The following is a 14,124-nucleotide window of genomic DNA, read 5'->3' as shown; positions in this document are numbered from 1 at the left end:
GTGGCCCCGGGCGCAAGCAAAACCTCCCCACGCGGGACCGTGCGCGGGGAGGTTCGAGGCCGGTATCGTATCGGAACGTCAGTCCTTGCCGATACCCGCCATCTCGTTGCGCAACTCGACCAGCGCCTCGTCGATGTCCTTCAGGGCGGAGGCACGGTCGGCTGGCGGGATGCTGGCGTTATTGGCGATGCTGACGCGGGTTGCCGTGACGCTGGCGAGCGCGGTCTGCAACGCGTCGCGTTTGTGGTGGAACATCACACCCGCCTTCGCGGTGGCATATGCCCCGGCCGCCGCAGCGGACGCCGACGCCGCCTCGATCCGATTGTTGCATACGATCATCGCGCGCTTGCCGTTCCTGACCGTCTGAATCACGAACTTGCGCGGGTTGCCGTCGACACCGTCTGTGCAGTTACGCGACGTCACTTCGGGCATGTTCGCCTGCGCGTCGGCCACCATCTTTTCGATCGCGGCATCATCGAAATGGCCGTTCATGTCGGAGGTGAAGGTTGCCGTCTTGCCGTCCCGCATCTTGTTGATGACGATGCGGTGGGACTTCGAAGGCGTGGCGGGGACCGGCGGTGCGGCAGGCGCGTCGGGCGCGTCGGGCGCCGGAGGAGGCGCGGGCACGTCTGCGATCGCCGCCACGTCGGGCGCGGTGGCGGGTGCCGGCCGTGCGGGAGCGACGGGAGGGGCCGGCGGCGCCGGCGGCTGGGCTTGGAGGTCGACGCCGATCGTGTCGCCCACCTTCCCGCTGATCGCCTTGGCAGCGCTGGTGCCCGAGGCGGTGAGGCCAAGGCCGGCGAGCACGACGGCGGACATCAGCACGCCCCCGGTTGCGAGACGCCGACGCGAACGCGGCATGGTGGTCAGCATACGGATTCTCCCTTTCAGATCGTCGATGGTGTGGAGGTGACAGGCGGCGGACACGGCCCCGCCGTGCGCTGCCTTCACGATGGCACAGGCGTAGGCGTGACGGTCGATCGCGGAGCGGCCGGCGAGCACGCGGGCGTCGTTGGCTAGCTCCTGATCGGCGCGAAAGGCGCGGAAGGCCCGCCAGGCGACGGGGTTAAACCAGTGGAGCGCGAGCACCGCCAGTGCGATCCAGTTGGCGATCAGATCGCCGCGCTGGTGGTGGCCGATCTCATGTTCCAGCGCGAGTTCGCGCTCGTCGGCATCATAGCGATCGGCGAAGTCGAGCGGGAAGGCGACGTAGCGGCGGAGCACGCCGAATGCGAGCGGCCCGGGCGCCGCATCGCTGGCGATGACGCGCACTCCGCGCATCTCTTCAACATGCGCTGCCGTGCCGAGCAGGCGCCGACAGAAGCGGGTGTGACTGGTGAGATGCCACAACAGGAAGCCGAGCGCGCCTGCGCCCCACAGCAGCGCCAGCGTTCCACCGACGATCGGCCCCCAGGCGATCGACGCACCTTCGGCCATCGGTGCGACAGCCGGCGCGACGGCGGCGTCGCCCTGCCCCACGACCATGATCGTAATCGTCTCGCTCGCCTGGCTGAGCGGAGTTGCGGCCGCCTGCCGCAGGCCGGCCGGCAAAGGCGGCAGCAGCAGGCGGAGCAGTGGCAAGGCCCATAGCGCATAGGCGATCTGCGGCCCGAATGCTTCGAGGACCGGACGGCGGATCAGTAGCACCAGCACCATCAGCAGCGTCGAGGCGGCCAGCGCCTCGATCAGCCAGCCGAGGAACGGCGCGCCTGGCAGCAGCGCGCTCATTGTTTCAGGTCCTTCAATAGCGCTTCGATTTCGGCGATGTCCTGCGCGCTTAGCTCGTCACGCTCGGCGAGGTGGGCGACGAGCGGGGTCAGCTTGCCGCCGAAGAGACGGTCGATCAGCCGCTTCGATTCGCCCGACACGTAATCGTCGCGGGCGACGATCGGGCGGTAGAGATAGCGGCGGCCATCCTCCTGATGGGCGATCGCGGATTTGGCGAGCAGCCGGCCCAGCAGCGTCTTGACCGTATTGGCGCTCCAGCCGCGCGCCGGATCGACCCGCTCCGCCACGTCCTGGGCGGTGAGCGGCGATTCGTCCCACAGGACCTCCATCACCGCATGCTCGGCATCGCTGATTCGTTCGGCCACGGTTACGCTCCTTTATCGACTACAGCTGTTATCAGTGCGATTACGAGCGTAGTCAATAGAGGACGTCGGGGTGGCAAGTCGTAAAAACTCCAAGAAGCATGCGTAATGTCGAAGGATTTTACAGCTTCGCCCGCCAGCTCCGTGGCGTTAACCAACTAGGTGCCACCATTTCCGTTGGTTAGGACGATTGGCACGCTGGATGCTTATATCAGGGCAGCCGAGCGTTCGACGCTTCAGCAGGGTGGGCCAGCCGCGGGATCGTATCACGCACCGGCCCACCCGCACCCGGCCGATATGGCCGCGCGAGGCCGCCCCCCCCTGCCCGATTTTCGGCCCGTTACGCCCGCAACAGCCACAAAAACAAAAGGCGGACGCCATACGGCGCCCGCCCGATGCCCGATCTCACCGGGCAGGTATCGAAGCCTGCACTTACTGTGCGGCGGCTTCGCCCTTCAGCAGCGTCGCCAACTCGCCGCTTTCGTACATCTCCATCATGATGTCCGACCCGCCGATAAACTCGCCGCCGGCATAGAGCTGCGGGATCGTCGGCCAATCGGAATAGGCCTTGATGCCCTGACGGATCGCCTGGTCCTGCAACACGTCGACGCTTTCATAGCTGACGCCGAGATGGTCGAGGATCGCCACCGCGCGGCTCGAAAAGCCGCATTGCGGGAACAGCGGGCTGCCCTTCATGAACAGCACCACGGCATTGTTCTTTACGACGGCGTCGATGCGGGCGTGGGTATCGTCGGTCATGGTCTCTATCCTCAGGCTGCTGCGGTCTTGAGTTGCAGCGCATGGAGTTCGCCGCCCATCCGGCCGCCGAGCGCCGCATAGACCGCCTGATGCTGCTTGCGCAGCGGCAGACCCGCGAAGCTCGCCGACACGACGCGTGCGGCATAATGGTCTCCGTCACCGGCAAGATCGGTGATCTCGACCTCGGCATCGGGAATGGCGGCGCGGATCAGCGCGGCGATATCGTCAGCGGCCATCGGCATCGCGATGCTTACTCCGGCTGCATCAACTGACGACGCGCTTCGACCGCCTTGTCGGCGAGTGCGCGGCGCACGGTGGCATCGTCGGTTTCGACCCGCGCGGCGGTGAGGTCGCCCAGCAGCTTGCGAACGACGTCCTCATCGCCAGCTTCCTCGAAATCAGCCTGGACGACCGACTTCGCGTAGGAATCCGTTTCCTCCGGCGTCAAACCCATCAGCTCGGCGGCCCACTGGCCCAGCAGACGATTGCGGCGCGCGGTGATGCGAAACGCCATTTCTTCGGCGCGAGCAAACTGCCCTTCCAGTGCCTTTTCCCGATCGTCGAACATCGTCATCGCGGCCATTTCCCCCCGGGGCGGTCTACTTCGGTCTCCACATAGGAGCGGGCGACCGCCCGCGCAACGCACGCTGCCGCGCCGCACGGCCAGCCGTCGAGATTGAACATGAAAATAAGTGAAACGTAACGCCTACGTTATGGAACCGTTAAGCGCGTTATGAGATATTGAATATAGGGTACGACGCAAAGATCGACCCGCTGGAGAAGGACAATGACCAACGCGCCTCTCACCGCCGGCACGCATTCCGGCACGCACCACCACCGCGCCACGCCGCTGACGGGCGTGATGATCGGCACGGGGATCTCGCTGTTCTTGTGGGCGATGATCCTGGCCGTCGTATTCGCGGTACGCTAAACGCCCCGCCCGGTGGCCGAGGTCAACCGACCTCGACCACCAGTTTGCCGATCGCCGCGCGTGCGGCCATCTTGGCGATCGCATCGCCACCCCGTTCGAATGCAAAGGTTTCCGTGACGCGCGGCGCGATGCGCCCCTCCCGCCACAAACGGAACAGCGTGTCGACATGCGCAGCATTCGCCTGCGGATCGCGTGCAGCGAACGCGCCCCAGAACACGCCGCAGACATCGCAGCTCTTCAGCAGCGTCAGATTGAGCGGCAGCTTCGGAATACCCGCCGGAAAACCGACGACGAGATAACGCCCTTCCCACGCGATTGAGCGCAGCGCAGGCTCGGCATAGTCGCCGCCGACCGGATCGTAGATCACATCGAAGCCGCCGCGCCCGCCCGCCGCCTTGAATTGTTCGGCGAGCGCCTTGGACTGATCCTTGTCGAACGGCGCGCGGCCGTAGATGATCGTTTCGTCCGCGCCTGCGGCCTTGGCCGCCACCGCCTTCTCCTCCGACGACACCGCCGCAACGACACGCGCGCCATAGGACTTGCCGAGTTCGATCGCCGCCAGGCCGACGCCGCCCGCCGCACCGAGGACGAGCAGCGACTGCCCCTCCGCCAGGCGACCGCGGTCGAGCAGCGCATGGATGGTGGTGGCATAGGTGAGGATCAGCGCCGCGCCCTCGGCAAAGCTGCGTTCTTCGGGCAAGCGGTAGAGGCGCTGCGGCTCGACAGCGATCTTGCTCGCAAGGCCGCCATGGCCGATCACGCCCATCACGCGATCGCCGACCTGCCAGTCGGTCACGCCCTCACCCAGCGCCTCGATGACCCCAGCGATCTCACCGCCGGGTGCGAAGGGGCGCTGCGGCTTGAACTGATATTTGTCCTCGATGATCAGGACGTCGGGATAGTTGATCGCGCAGGCCTTCACCGCGACCAGGACCTGCCCCGTAGCCGGTACGGGATCAGGCGATCCTGTCAGCTCTAGAGTTTCAGGTCCGCCCGGCGCCGTCGACAGCAATGCTCGCATACCCGCTCCTACTCCCGATCCAGGGGCGGCTCTGCTCGACCGCACCTTCGAATTTCGAAATCGCGGTATCTCTTGCCAGTGTCAGACCGACTTCGTCCAGCCCCTCCATCAGGCAACGGCGACGAAACGGGTCGAGATGGAAGGCGAAACGATCCTGGTACGGCGTCGTGACCGTCATCGTCTCGAGATCGACGGTGATCGGCTGCTCCTTCGCCACCTCGACCAGCCGATCCACCGCCTCCTGCGGCAGCACCACGGGGACGATTCCGTTCTTGAAGGCATTGCCGGAGAAGATGTCGGAGAAACTGGGCGCGATGACGGCTTTCACACCCATGTCGGCGAGCGCCCAGGCGGCGTGTTCGCGGCTGGATCCGCAACCGAAATTATCGCCTGCGATCAGGATCGGCGCGCCGGCATAGCGGGGATCGTCGAAGACGTTACCGGGCTGCGCGCGCACCGTCTCGAACGCACCGCGACCCAGCCCGGAGCGCGTGATGGTCTTCAGCCAATGCGCCGGGATGATGATGTCGGTGTCGATATTCTTGGCACCCCAAGGGTAAGCGGTGCCGCTGACTGTCGTGACGGGCTGCATACGGCGTCAGCGCTGCAAGGCGACCGGATGGGTCAGCACCCGCGCACCCGCGACATAGGCGGCCACGCCGCTCATCATCGCGCCGGCCACGAGCAATACCAGAACCTTCTTCATCATCGTCCTCCCATCACATCGCGCACATCGGCGAGCCGTCCCGTGACCGCGGCAGCAGCCGCCATCGCTGGCGACAACAAATGAGTGCGCGCGCCAGGTCCTTGACGTCCCACGAAATTTCTATTCGAAGTCGAGGCACAGCGTTCGCCCGCCGGCACCTTGTCAGGGTTCATCGCGAGGCACATCGAGCAGCCGGGTTCGCGCCATTCGAAGCCCGCAGAGACGAACACGCGGTCGAGGCCCTCCGCCTCCGCCTGCCGCTTGACCAGCCCCGACCCGGGGACAACCATCGCGCGCACGCCATCCGCAACGCGGCGGCCATCCGCGACCGCCGCGGCGGCACGTAGATCCTCGATCCGGCTGTTGGTGCAACTGCCGATGAAGACGTGCTGGATCGCCACGTCCTGCATCGCCGTGCCCGGCGTCAGGCCCATATAGTCGAGGCTGCGCCGCGCCGCCTCGCGCTTGGCAGGGTCGGTGAAACTGTCGGGTTCGGGGACGACGCCGGTGATCGGTACGACGTCCTCCGGGCTGGTGCCCCAGGTCAGCGACGGTGCGATCTCGCTGGCGTGCAAGGTGACGCTCTTGTCGTAGCGCGCGCCGGCATCGGTCGCGAGGCTACGCCACCAAGCCACCGCCCGATCCCATTCGTCGCCCTTGGGCGCCATCGGCCGACCCTTCAGATAGGCGAAGGTCGTGTCGTCCGGGGCGACGAGGCCGGCACGCGCACCGCCCTCGATCGACATATTGGCGAGCGTCATCCGCCCCTCGATCGACATCGCGCGCACGACGTCGCCGGTATATTCGAAGACATGGCCGGTGCCGCCCGCCGCGCCGACGCGGCCCATGATCGCAAGGATCACGTCCTTGGGGCTGACGCCATAGCCGAGCGTGCCGTCGACGCGGACCTCCATCGTCTTCGATGGGCTGAGCAGCAGCGTCTGCGTGGCGAGCACATGCTCGACCTCGCTGGTCCCGATCCCGAAGGCGAGCGCACCGAGCGCGCCGTGGGTCGACGTGTGGCTGTCGCCGCAGACCAGGGTCGTGCCGGGCAGCGTAAAGCCGAGTTCCGGGCCCACGACATGGACGATGCCCTGCTCCGCAGCGGTCGCATCGATGTAATCGACGCCGAACTCCGCGGTGTTGCGGCGGAGCGCGTCGAGCTGCTGCGCGCTTTCGGGATCGGCGATCGGGATCAGGCGACCATTGGCATCGACGCGCGGCGTCGTCGGCAGATTGTGGTCGGGCACCGCCAGCGTCAGTTCGGGACGGCGCACACGGCGCCCGGCGGCCCGCAACCCTTCGAACGCCTGCGGGCTGGTGACTTCGTGGACGAGGTGGCGGTCGATGTAGATGAGGCACGTGCCATCGTCGCGCGTTTCGACGACGTGCGCGTTCCAGATCTTTTCGTACAGGGTCTGTGGTCGGGATGCCATGATGGGGCTCGCGTTAACCGAAACGATGCGTCGACGAAAGGCTGTGCGACAGATTATTGCCTAGCCACGATGATCTTCGACGACGGTGCCGCACATTGCGAGATAGGCCTCGTTGCGCGCATCCCGGGTCGGATCGGCGAGTGCGGCGCGCTCCCATTCCTGCGTGGCGGGATGGGCAAGCACCGCCGCGGTCCAGCGCTGCCCCGCCTCTCCCACGTCGATTCCATAGGTGCGAACGCGGAACGCGACGGGAGCGTAAAAGGCGTCGACCCCGGTGAAGGCCCCGCCGGCCAGCCAGGGACCGCCGAACTGATCGAGCCCCTCGCCCCACAGTTCCGCGATGCGGGCGACATCGCGCGCCAAGGCGGCGGAGCCCGGCTTGGGATCGGCGCGCACCCCGACGTTCATCGTCCGCTCGTTGCGCAACGCCGCGAACCCGCCGTGCATCTCCGCGACCGCGCTCTGCGCCCAGGCGCGCGCATCCTCGTTCGCCGGCCAGACACCCTCATGCCGATCGGCGAGGTACATCACGATGCCCAGCGAGTCCCAGATCGTGCGATCGCCATCGATCAGGACCGGCACCTGACCGGTCGGCGAGAAGGCGCGGTACGCCTGCCAGCTATCGGCTTGCGCAAAGGGTTCGATCCGATCCTCGAACGGAATGCCGAGCGCCGTCATCAACAGCCAGGGCCGCAACGACCAGCTGGAATAATTGCGGTTGGCGGTGATCAGTGTGTAGCTCATGGCACCCTCCCCTTCCCCAATATCCGATCCAGAAACGCGACGCTGTCGTGCAGCACCGGCGCCTTGCCGCGGAACGGCCCCGAGAGCGCCATCACCACATCCTCGTGGCTGAGCCCGCTATAGTCGCGCAACTCCACCGGCGAACCCGCCGCCCGCAACCGCTGCGCTAGTGCGATCGCGTTGCGCGGCTTCACCTGCGTGTCGGCGCTGCCCGTCACCAGCAGCATGGGCTTCAACCCGGGACGTGCATAATGGACCGGCTGCGTCGCCGGACCGTCCGCTACTCCGGCGAAGGCATCGATCGATCGCTTCGAGTCGAAGGGGAAGAAGTCGTACGGGCCGCACAGCCCCACCACCGCCTTGATCGTATCGGGCGCCAAGCCGACATCGCGCAACCAGCGCGGGTCGATCGCCAGCATCACCGCATTATAGGCACCTGCCGAATGGCCGGCGACCGCGATCCGCTCCGGATCGCCGCCGTATTGCGCGACGTGATCATGCACCCAGCGCAGCGCATCGGCGCCGTCCTGGACGAAGGCCGGGAAGCGCACGCCCGGCACCTTGCGGTAATCGGGCACCACCACGACGAACCCGGCCCTGGCGAACGCGCGTGCGGCGAAGGCATAAGCGGCGCGGTCACCATTCACCCAACCGCCGCCATACATGAACATCACCACGGGTCGACGGCGCGGCGCCCCGGCGGGCCGCCACACATCCAGAGTCTGCCCGTGCGACCCGAACGGAACGCCGTCCGCGACCCGCTCGACACCGCGGCCACCGCCCATCACGCCATCGGCTATGGTGAGCCATCGCGGCCCGGACACGGTCGCGCAGAGGATGCCGACGATCAGCCCGAGCGACCCGATCCCGATCAGCCAGCGCATCGTCCCTCCTCAGGCGTCCGGGCGCCGCCTGCCGATCGTTACAGCGCCACCTGATAGGCGGCCGTCGTCTTCGCCGCGACCTCGTCGGCACTCACGCCGGGCGCGAGTTCGACCAGTTGGAAGCGCGAAACGTGATCGGGCCGCCGGAAGACGGCGAGGTCGGTGACGATCATGTCGACGACGTTCTTGCCGGTCAGCGGCAGCGTGCAGGCGGGGATGAACTTCGGGCTGCCGTCCTTGGCATTATGGTCCATCACGACGATGATCTGCTTGACGCCGGCGACGAGGTCCATCGCGCCGCCCATCCCCTTGATCATCTTGCCGGGGATCATCCAGTTGGCGATGTCGCCGCCCTCGCTGACCTCCATCGCGCCGAGCACGGTCAGGTCGATATGCCCGCCGCGGATCATCGCAAAGCTCTGTTCGCTGCCGAAATAGGCGCTCTGCGGCAGCTCGCTGATCGTCTGCTTGCCGGCGTTGATCAGATCGGGATCGACCTCGTCGTCATACGGAAACGGTCCGATGCCGAGCATGCCGTTCTCGCTCTGCAGCGTCACGGTCATTCCGGCAGGGATGTTGTTGGCGACCAGCGTCGGGATACCGATGCCGAGGTTGACGTAATAGCCGTCACGCAGTTCCTGCGCGGCGCGTGCCGCCATCTGATTGCGGTCCCAAGCCATTAATGCACATCCCTCTTGGCGGTGATGGAGATCGGATCGGTCGTGGGCGCGGCGCGCTCGGCGTCGAGCCCTTCCCATATGCGCGCGAGGGCCGCCTCCTCGTCGATGTTCACCGCACCGGCATAGGCCCTGGCGGCGTGGCGGACGCAATCGACCATGGCGAGGCCGAAGGCGAACGGATCCGGCCCGATCGGCACCGGATTGACGAAACAGGTGACGGGGCCGTCCTGCTTGGCCCAGACGCGCAGGAACTCCGCGCTGCCGCCGATCAGGTCGGCATAGCGATCGAGGTTCATCGGGACGGGCTTGTCGCTCATCGCGCGCCCCCGTCGACCCAGCGCCTGTCGGCCGGGAAGACCTCGTCGAAGCCACCCTTCAGCCCGGTGCCGTAGACGGGGTTGGGCAGGACGAACCAGCCGTTGCCCCACATCTCGCCGATCGCGCCCGCATCGGTAGCGCGGCGACGGTCGGCCGGGGAGGCGATCGCTCCGAACAGGTCGCTGAAATCACCGAGCTGATCGCCCGCCATCGCGACGACGCAATAGCGCTGCGCAATCGCGGCGCGGCGGGCGTCCTTGCCGTTGATCCCCTGACGCAGGAACAGATTGTCCCCCGGCGTGAAGTCGCCGAGACCGGCGGCCTTCAGCGTGGCGACGGTGCCCGGCGCGGTGGAAGCATCGCGATTGGTGTTGATGATGATCGCGATATTCGCGGCGCGCAGAGCGGCGAAGGCCTCGATCGCGCCCGGAGCCGCTACGACGGCCTTGGCGCCGGTCCGCTCCCAGCGCGCCCATTGCGCGGCATCGAAGGGGGCGGCGGGATCGCGCGCGGCCAGTGCCTCGACGCCGAGATTGAGGATCACGGTTTCGTCCGCATCGAACACCGCCGCGCGCGGCTTGCCGGCGCAGGCGGTCCAGCTTGGCGCGGCGAGCGTGGCGTTGGGCGCGAGGACGACGCTGTCGCCAGCCGCCTTGCGATAGGTGGCGTAGGAGACGAGCGCGCGGAACGCCTGCCGGCTGAGCGCCAGCGCTTCGCCCGAGCCGTAGAGGAACTGGAACTGCGGCGGGACGACTGCGGCGTCGGCGCCGACAGCAGCGCCCGGCGCGGGCAGCGCCTTCAGCCCGGTGATCTGCACGACCTTGCCGTCGGCACTATAGGTCTGTCCCGGCGCGGGCAGCGTCGCCGCCCGTTCGCCACGCCCGCCACAGGCCGTCAGCAGCGCCGTGGTGGCCAGTGCGAGGGCCAGGCGACGCATCATGCGCTCTCCCGCTCGCGGACGGTGCGGAATTCGATCTTCTTGTCGTAGGGCGCGCCGACGATCATCCGCTTCACGTAGATGCCGGGCAGATGAATGTGATCGGGATCGAGGCTGCCGACCGGCACCACCTCTTCGACTTCGGCGACGCAGATCTTGCCGGCGGTGGCCATCGGCTGGTTGAAGTTGCGCGCGGTCTTGCGGAAGATGAGGTTACCGCTCTCGTCCGCCTTCCAGCCCTTGATGATGCTGAGGTCGGCGCGGATGCCGCGTTCGAGAATGTAATCCTGACCGTCGAAGGTCTTCACCTCCTTGCCCTCGGCCACCAGCGTGCCGACGCCGGTCTTGGTGTAGAAGCCGGGGATGCCTGCGCCCCCTGCCCGGCAGCGTTCGGCGAGCGTGCCCTGTGGGCAGAACTCGACCTCCAGTTCGCCGGAGAGATACTGGCGCTCGAATTCCTTGTTCTCGCCGACGTAGCTCGAGATCATCTTCTTGACCTGGCGGCTGCGCAGCAGCTTGCCGAGGCCTTCGCCGTCGATGCCTGCATTGTTGCTGGCGATCGTCAAATCCTTGACGCCCGAGGCCTGGATCGCGTCGATCAGCCGTTCGGGAATGCCGCACAGGCCGAAGCCGCCCGCGCAGATCGTCATGCCGTCATGCAGCAGGCCTTCGAGGGCCGCGGCGGCATCGGGATAGAGCTTCTTCAACGCCTCTCTCCTGTCGTTGCCGCGGCGATAGCGGGGCCGGCGGCGCGGGGTCAAGCAAACCTGAATGAGGTTTCAACTTTGATCTTCTCCCCTCCCTGAAAGGGAGGGGTTGGGGGTGGGTCGGCCCATGGGGCACCGCCGCGCGTCCTCGCGGGCCAAGCCACCCCCGGCCCCTCCCTTCCAGGGAGGGGAGGAAGGGTTACTTCAGGGCAGCCTGCGCCGCCGCGAGGCGCGCGATCGGCACGCGGTAGGGGCTGGCCGAGACGTAATCGAGGCCGACCTTTTCGCAGAAGGCGATGCTCGCCGGGTCGCCACCGTGTTCGCCGCAGATGCCGAGCTTGATGCCGGGGCGGGTCTTGCGACCACGCTCTGCCGCCAGTTCGACCAGCTCGCCGACGCCGTCGACGTCGAGGCTGACGAACGGGTCCTTGGCGTAGATGCCCTTTTCGACATAGGCGCCGAGGAAGCGGGCGGCGTCGTCGCGGCTGACGCCCAGCGTCGTCTGCGTCAGGTCGTTGGTGCCGAAGGAGAAGAATTCCCCCGTCTCGGCGATCTCGCCTGCCTTCAGCGCGGCGCGGGGCAATTCGATCATTGTTCCAACGAGATAGTCGATGGTCTTGCCGCGTTCCGCGAAGACGGCCTGCGCCGCCTGATCGACCACCGCTTTCATCAGATCGAGCTCGCGCTTGGTGGCGACGAGCGGGATCATCACCTCTGGGATCGGTGCCGCCCCCGATTTGTCGGCGACGTCGAGCGCGGCTTCAAAGATCGCGCGCGCCTGGGTTTCGTAGATTTCGGGATAGGTCACGCCTAGGCGGCAGCCGCGGTGGCCGAGCATCGGGTTGAATTCGTGCAACTCGGCGGCGCGACGCTTGAGCATTTCCACATCGACATCAGCCGCCGCGGCGACTTCGGCGAACTCATTCTCCTCGTGCGGCAGGAATTCGTGCAGCGGCGGGTCAAGCAGGCGCACCGTTACCGGCAGGCCGGCCATCACCTCGAAGATCGCGGTGAAGTCGCTGCGCTGCGCGGGGAGCAGCTTGGCGAGCGCGGCGCGGCGGCCGGCTTCGCTGTCGGCGAGGATCATCTGGCGGACCGCGGTGATGCGGTCGGCGTCGAAGAACATGTGTTCGGTGCGGCACAGGCCGACGCCCTCCGCACCGAAATCGCGCGCGGTCTGGCAGTCGAGCGGGGTTTCCGCGTTGGCGCGCACCTTCAGGCGGCGGACGCCGTCGGCCCATTCCATCAGCGTGCCGAAGTCGCCGGCAAGTTCAGGCTGCACGGTGGCAACCGCGCCGAACATTACCTCGCCGCTGGCGCCATCGATCGTGATCGTATCGCCTTCGCGAATCTCGCGACCGGCGACCTTCATCACCTTGTCCTTGGCCGAGATCGAGAGCGATCCGGCGCCCGAAACGCAGGGCCGGCCCATGCCGCGCGCGACGACCGCGGCGTGGCTGGTCATGCCGCCGCGGGCGGTCAGGATGCCCTCTGCGGCGTGCATGCCGTGGATGTCTTCGGGGCTGGTTTCGACGCGGACGAGGATGACCTTGTCGCCCGCCGCCTTGCGCTTTTCCGCGGTGTCGGCGTCGAACACGACTGCGCCCGAGGCCGCGCCCGGCGAGGCGGGCAGGCCCTTGGCGATGACGTCGCGCGGGGCGTCGGGGTCGAGCGTCGGGTGGAGCAGCTGGTCGAGCGCCATCGGGTCGACCCGCAGGATCGCCTCTTCGCGGGTGATCAGGCCTTCGCTCGCCATGTCGACCGCGATCTTGAGCGCGGCCTTGGCGGTGCGCTTGCCCGAGCGGGTCTGGAGCATCCAGAGCTTGGCCTGTTCGACCGTGAACTCGATGTCCTGCATGTCGCGGTAATGCTTTTCGAGGCGGTCGAAGACCGCCGCCAGCTCGGCGTATACCTCGGGCATCGCCTCTTCCATCGAGGCGGGCTTGGCGCCGGCCTCTTCGCGGGCGGTCTTGGTCAGATATTGCGGCGTGCGGATGCCGGCGACGACGTCCTCGCCCTGCGCGTTGATCAGGAATTCGCCGTAATAAGCGTTGGCGCCGGTCGAGGGATCGCGGGTGAAGGCGACGCCGGTGGCGGACGTGTCGCCCATGTTGCCGAAGACCATGGCCTGGACGTTGACCGCAGTGCCCCAGTCGGCGGGGATGTCGTTGAGGCGGCGATAGACCTTGGCGCGTTCCGACTGCCACGATCCGAACACCGCGCCGACCGCGCCCCACAGCTGATCGTGCACGTCCTGCGGGAAGGGCTTGCCCCATTCCTTTTCCACCAGGCTCTTATATTCCGCGACCAATGCCTTGAGATCGCTGGCGGTCAGTTCGGTATCGAGCGTGAAGCCGTTATCTTCCTTGGCGATCTCCAGCGCTTCCTCGAAGGCACCGTGGTCGAGTTCGAGCACGACGTCCGCGTACATCTGGATGAAGCGGCGGTAGCTGTCCCAGGCGAAGCGTTCATCGCCGGACTTGGTCGCAAGGCCTTCGACCGTGGTGTCGTTGAGGCCGAGGTTGAGGACGGTGTCCATCATGCCGGGCATCGACACGCGCGCACCGGAGCGGACCGAGACGAGCAGAGGATTGGACGCGTCGCCGAAGCTTTTCCCCGTAACTCCTTCAATATGCGCGATACCCTGCGCCACCTCGTCCCGCAGCGACTGGGGAAATTGCTCACCCTCTTCGTAATAGCGCGTGCACATAGCGGTGCTGATCGTGAAGCCGGGGGGCACGGGCAGACCGATCGAGGCCATTTCAGCAAGGTTTGCGCCCTTGCCGCCGAGCAGGTTCTTGTCGCCCTTTCCGCCGTCCGAAACTCCGCCACCGAAACGGTACACGTATTGGGTCATCGCTGGTCCTTAAGAGCTGACGTGTTGGCCTGATCCCCGGGGAGGAAAGAGCAT

At 66.8% G+C, this 14,124-nt stretch carries 16 protein-coding genes; 1 reads left to right on the top strand and 15 read right to left on the bottom strand.

What is annotated here, in order from left to right; genetic code table 11:
- Positions 1-78: 78 nt before the first annotated feature.
- The 5 genes from ACGVWT_RS11530 to ACGVWT_RS11510 all read right to left on the bottom strand — a co-directional run bounded on the left by ACGVWT_RS11530 (position 79) and on the right by ACGVWT_RS11510 (position 3,423).
- Positions 79-1,728, bottom strand: coding sequence for a M56 family metallopeptidase (locus ACGVWT_RS11530; RefSeq protein WP_315461998.1), 1,650 nt, complete (start codon positions 1,726-1,728; stop codon positions 79-81).
- The gene (locus ACGVWT_RS11525) at positions 1,725-2,093 is read right to left on the bottom strand and encodes a BlaI/MecI/CopY family transcriptional regulator (RefSeq protein WP_017978332.1); all 369 of its coding nucleotides are present in this window, start codon (positions 2,091-2,093) and stop codon (positions 1,725-1,727) included. The genes ACGVWT_RS11530 and ACGVWT_RS11525 overlap by 4 nt, the downstream gene beginning before the upstream one ends.
- Before the next feature lie 429 nt (positions 2,094-2,522).
- Positions 2,523-2,849 carry a Grx4 family monothiol glutaredoxin gene (gene grxD / locus ACGVWT_RS11520; protein WP_017978331.1) on the bottom strand — a complete coding sequence of 109 codons (327 nt, stop codon included), beginning with the start codon at positions 2,847-2,849 and terminating at the stop codon, positions 2,523-2,525.
- Positions 2,850-2,860: 11 nt separating this feature from the next.
- Positions 2,861-3,091: a BolA family protein gene (locus ACGVWT_RS11515; RefSeq protein ID WP_043060554.1), complete on the bottom strand. Its 231-nt coding sequence runs from the start codon at positions 3,089-3,091 to the stop codon at positions 2,861-2,863.
- 8 nt (positions 3,092-3,099) lie between these two features.
- Positions 3,100-3,423 carry a DUF1476 domain-containing protein gene (locus tag ACGVWT_RS11510; protein ID WP_315461997.1) on the bottom strand — a complete coding sequence of 108 codons (324 nt, stop codon included), beginning with the start codon at positions 3,421-3,423 and terminating at the stop codon, positions 3,100-3,102.
- A 213-nt stretch (positions 3,424-3,636) separates the two neighbouring features.
- Here ACGVWT_RS11510 and ACGVWT_RS11505 point away from each other — a divergent pair, with 213 nt between their 5' ends.
- Positions 3,637-3,780: a hypothetical protein gene (locus ACGVWT_RS11505; protein ID WP_165800840.1), complete on the top strand. Its 144-nt coding sequence runs from the start codon at positions 3,637-3,639 to the stop codon at positions 3,778-3,780.
- 22 nt (positions 3,781-3,802) lie between these two features.
- Here the strand turns inward: ACGVWT_RS11505 and ACGVWT_RS11500 are convergent, their stop codons facing one another.
- From ACGVWT_RS11500 to ppdK, 10 genes are all read right to left on the bottom strand, one after another.
- On the bottom strand, positions 3,803-4,801 hold the full coding sequence (locus ACGVWT_RS11500; RefSeq protein ID WP_315461996.1) for an NADPH:quinone oxidoreductase family protein: 999 nt from the start codon (positions 4,799-4,801) through the stop codon (positions 3,803-3,805).
- The gene (gene leuD / locus ACGVWT_RS11495) at positions 4,764-5,393 is read right to left on the bottom strand and encodes a 3-isopropylmalate dehydratase small subunit (protein WP_116460844.1); all 630 of its coding nucleotides are present in this window, start codon (positions 5,391-5,393) and stop codon (positions 4,764-4,766) included. Before leuD ends, ACGVWT_RS11500 begins: the two co-directional genes overlap by 38 nt.
- Before the next feature lie 113 nt (positions 5,394-5,506).
- Entirely contained in the window at positions 5,507-6,943 is a 1,437-nt protein-coding gene (leuC, locus tag ACGVWT_RS11490; RefSeq protein ID WP_315461995.1) for a 3-isopropylmalate dehydratase large subunit, read from the bottom strand.
- A 60-nt stretch (positions 6,944-7,003) separates the two neighbouring features.
- Positions 7,004-7,687 carry a glutathione S-transferase family protein gene (locus tag ACGVWT_RS11485; RefSeq protein ID WP_315461994.1) on the bottom strand — a complete coding sequence of 228 codons (684 nt, stop codon included), beginning with the start codon at positions 7,685-7,687 and terminating at the stop codon, positions 7,004-7,006.
- The gene (locus ACGVWT_RS11480; RefSeq protein ID WP_315461993.1) at positions 7,684-8,571 is read right to left on the bottom strand and encodes an alpha/beta hydrolase; all 888 of its coding nucleotides are present in this window, start codon (positions 8,569-8,571) and stop codon (positions 7,684-7,686) included. The genes ACGVWT_RS11485 and ACGVWT_RS11480 overlap by 4 nt, the downstream gene beginning before the upstream one ends.
- A gap of 38 nt (positions 8,572-8,609) precedes the next feature.
- The gene (locus ACGVWT_RS11475) at positions 8,610-9,251 is read right to left on the bottom strand and encodes a 3-oxoacid CoA-transferase subunit B (RefSeq protein WP_315461992.1); all 642 of its coding nucleotides are present in this window, start codon (positions 9,249-9,251) and stop codon (positions 8,610-8,612) included.
- The gene (locus ACGVWT_RS11470; protein ID WP_315461991.1) at positions 9,251-9,568 is read right to left on the bottom strand and encodes a DUF5076 domain-containing protein; all 318 of its coding nucleotides are present in this window, start codon (positions 9,566-9,568) and stop codon (positions 9,251-9,253) included. The genes ACGVWT_RS11475 and ACGVWT_RS11470 overlap by 1 nt, the downstream gene beginning before the upstream one ends.
- Entirely contained in the window at positions 9,565-10,509 is a 945-nt protein-coding gene (locus ACGVWT_RS11465; protein ID WP_315461990.1) for an HAD family acid phosphatase, read from the bottom strand. Before ACGVWT_RS11465 ends, ACGVWT_RS11470 begins: the two co-directional genes overlap by 4 nt.
- Complete coding sequence (locus ACGVWT_RS11460; RefSeq protein ID WP_315461989.1) at positions 10,506-11,213, bottom strand: CoA transferase subunit A; 708 nt, start codon at positions 11,211-11,213, stop codon at positions 10,506-10,508. The genes ACGVWT_RS11465 and ACGVWT_RS11460 overlap by 4 nt, the downstream gene beginning before the upstream one ends.
- Positions 11,214-11,412: 199 nt before the next feature.
- Positions 11,413-14,070 (bottom strand): pyruvate, phosphate dikinase, encoded by a 2,658-nt coding sequence (gene ppdK / locus ACGVWT_RS11455; protein ID WP_315461988.1) that lies wholly within the window; start codon positions 14,068-14,070, stop codon positions 11,413-11,415.
- Between the last annotated feature and the right edge of the window lie 54 nt (positions 14,071-14,124).

It is taken from the genome of Sphingomonas sp. S6 (assembly GCF_043498045.1).
Taxonomy (GTDB): domain Bacteria; phylum Pseudomonadota; class Alphaproteobacteria; order Sphingomonadales; family Sphingomonadaceae; genus Sphingomonas.
Note: the sequence above shows the minus strand (reverse complement) of the source record. Positions and strands in the feature narration are given on the sequence as shown.

What these genes read in the sequence shown, in the direction of transcription:
- ACGVWT_RS11530 (WP_315461998.1), bottom strand. Translation starts at nt 1,728, where the DNA reads ATGAGCGCGCTGCTGCCAGGCGCGCCGTTCCTCGGCTGGCTGATCGAG.
- grxD (WP_017978331.1), bottom strand. Translation starts at nt 2,849, where the DNA reads ATGACCGACGATACCCACGCCCGCATCGACGCCGTCGTAAAGAACAAT.
- ACGVWT_RS11515 (WP_043060554.1), bottom strand. Translation starts at nt 3,091, where the DNA reads ATGCCGATGGCCGCTGACGATATCGCCGCGCTGATCCGCGCCGCCATT.
- ACGVWT_RS11510 (WP_315461997.1), bottom strand. Translation starts at nt 3,423, where the DNA reads ATGACGATGTTCGACGATCGGGAAAAGGCACTGGAAGGGCAGTTTGCT.
- ACGVWT_RS11505 (WP_165800840.1), top strand. Translation starts at nt 3,637, where the DNA reads ATGACCAACGCGCCTCTCACCGCCGGCACGCATTCCGGCACGCACCAC.
- ACGVWT_RS11500 (WP_315461996.1), bottom strand. Translation starts at nt 4,801, where the DNA reads ATGCGAGCATTGCTGTCGACGGCGCCGGGCGGACCTGAAACTCTAGAG.
- leuD (WP_116460844.1), bottom strand. Translation starts at nt 5,393, where the DNA reads ATGCAGCCCGTCACGACAGTCAGCGGCACCGCTTACCCTTGGGGTGCC.
- leuC (WP_315461995.1), bottom strand. Translation starts at nt 6,943, where the DNA reads ATGGCATCCCGACCACAGACCCTGTACGAAAAGATCTGGAACGCGCAC.
- ACGVWT_RS11485 (WP_315461994.1), bottom strand. Translation starts at nt 7,687, where the DNA reads ATGAGCTACACACTGATCACCGCCAACCGCAATTATTCCAGCTGGTCG.
- ACGVWT_RS11480 (WP_315461993.1), bottom strand. Translation starts at nt 8,571, where the DNA reads ATGCGCTGGCTGATCGGGATCGGGTCGCTCGGGCTGATCGTCGGCATC.
- ACGVWT_RS11475 (WP_315461992.1), bottom strand. Translation starts at nt 9,251, where the DNA reads ATGGCTTGGGACCGCAATCAGATGGCGGCACGCGCCGCGCAGGAACTG.
- ACGVWT_RS11470 (WP_315461991.1), bottom strand. Translation starts at nt 9,568, where the DNA reads ATGAGCGACAAGCCCGTCCCGATGAACCTCGATCGCTATGCCGACCTG.
- ACGVWT_RS11465 (WP_315461990.1), bottom strand. Translation starts at nt 10,509, where the DNA reads ATGATGCGTCGCCTGGCCCTCGCACTGGCCACCACGGCGCTGCTGACG.
- ppdK (WP_315461988.1), bottom strand. Translation starts at nt 14,070, where the DNA reads ATGACCCAATACGTGTACCGTTTCGGTGGCGGAGTTTCGGACGGCGGA.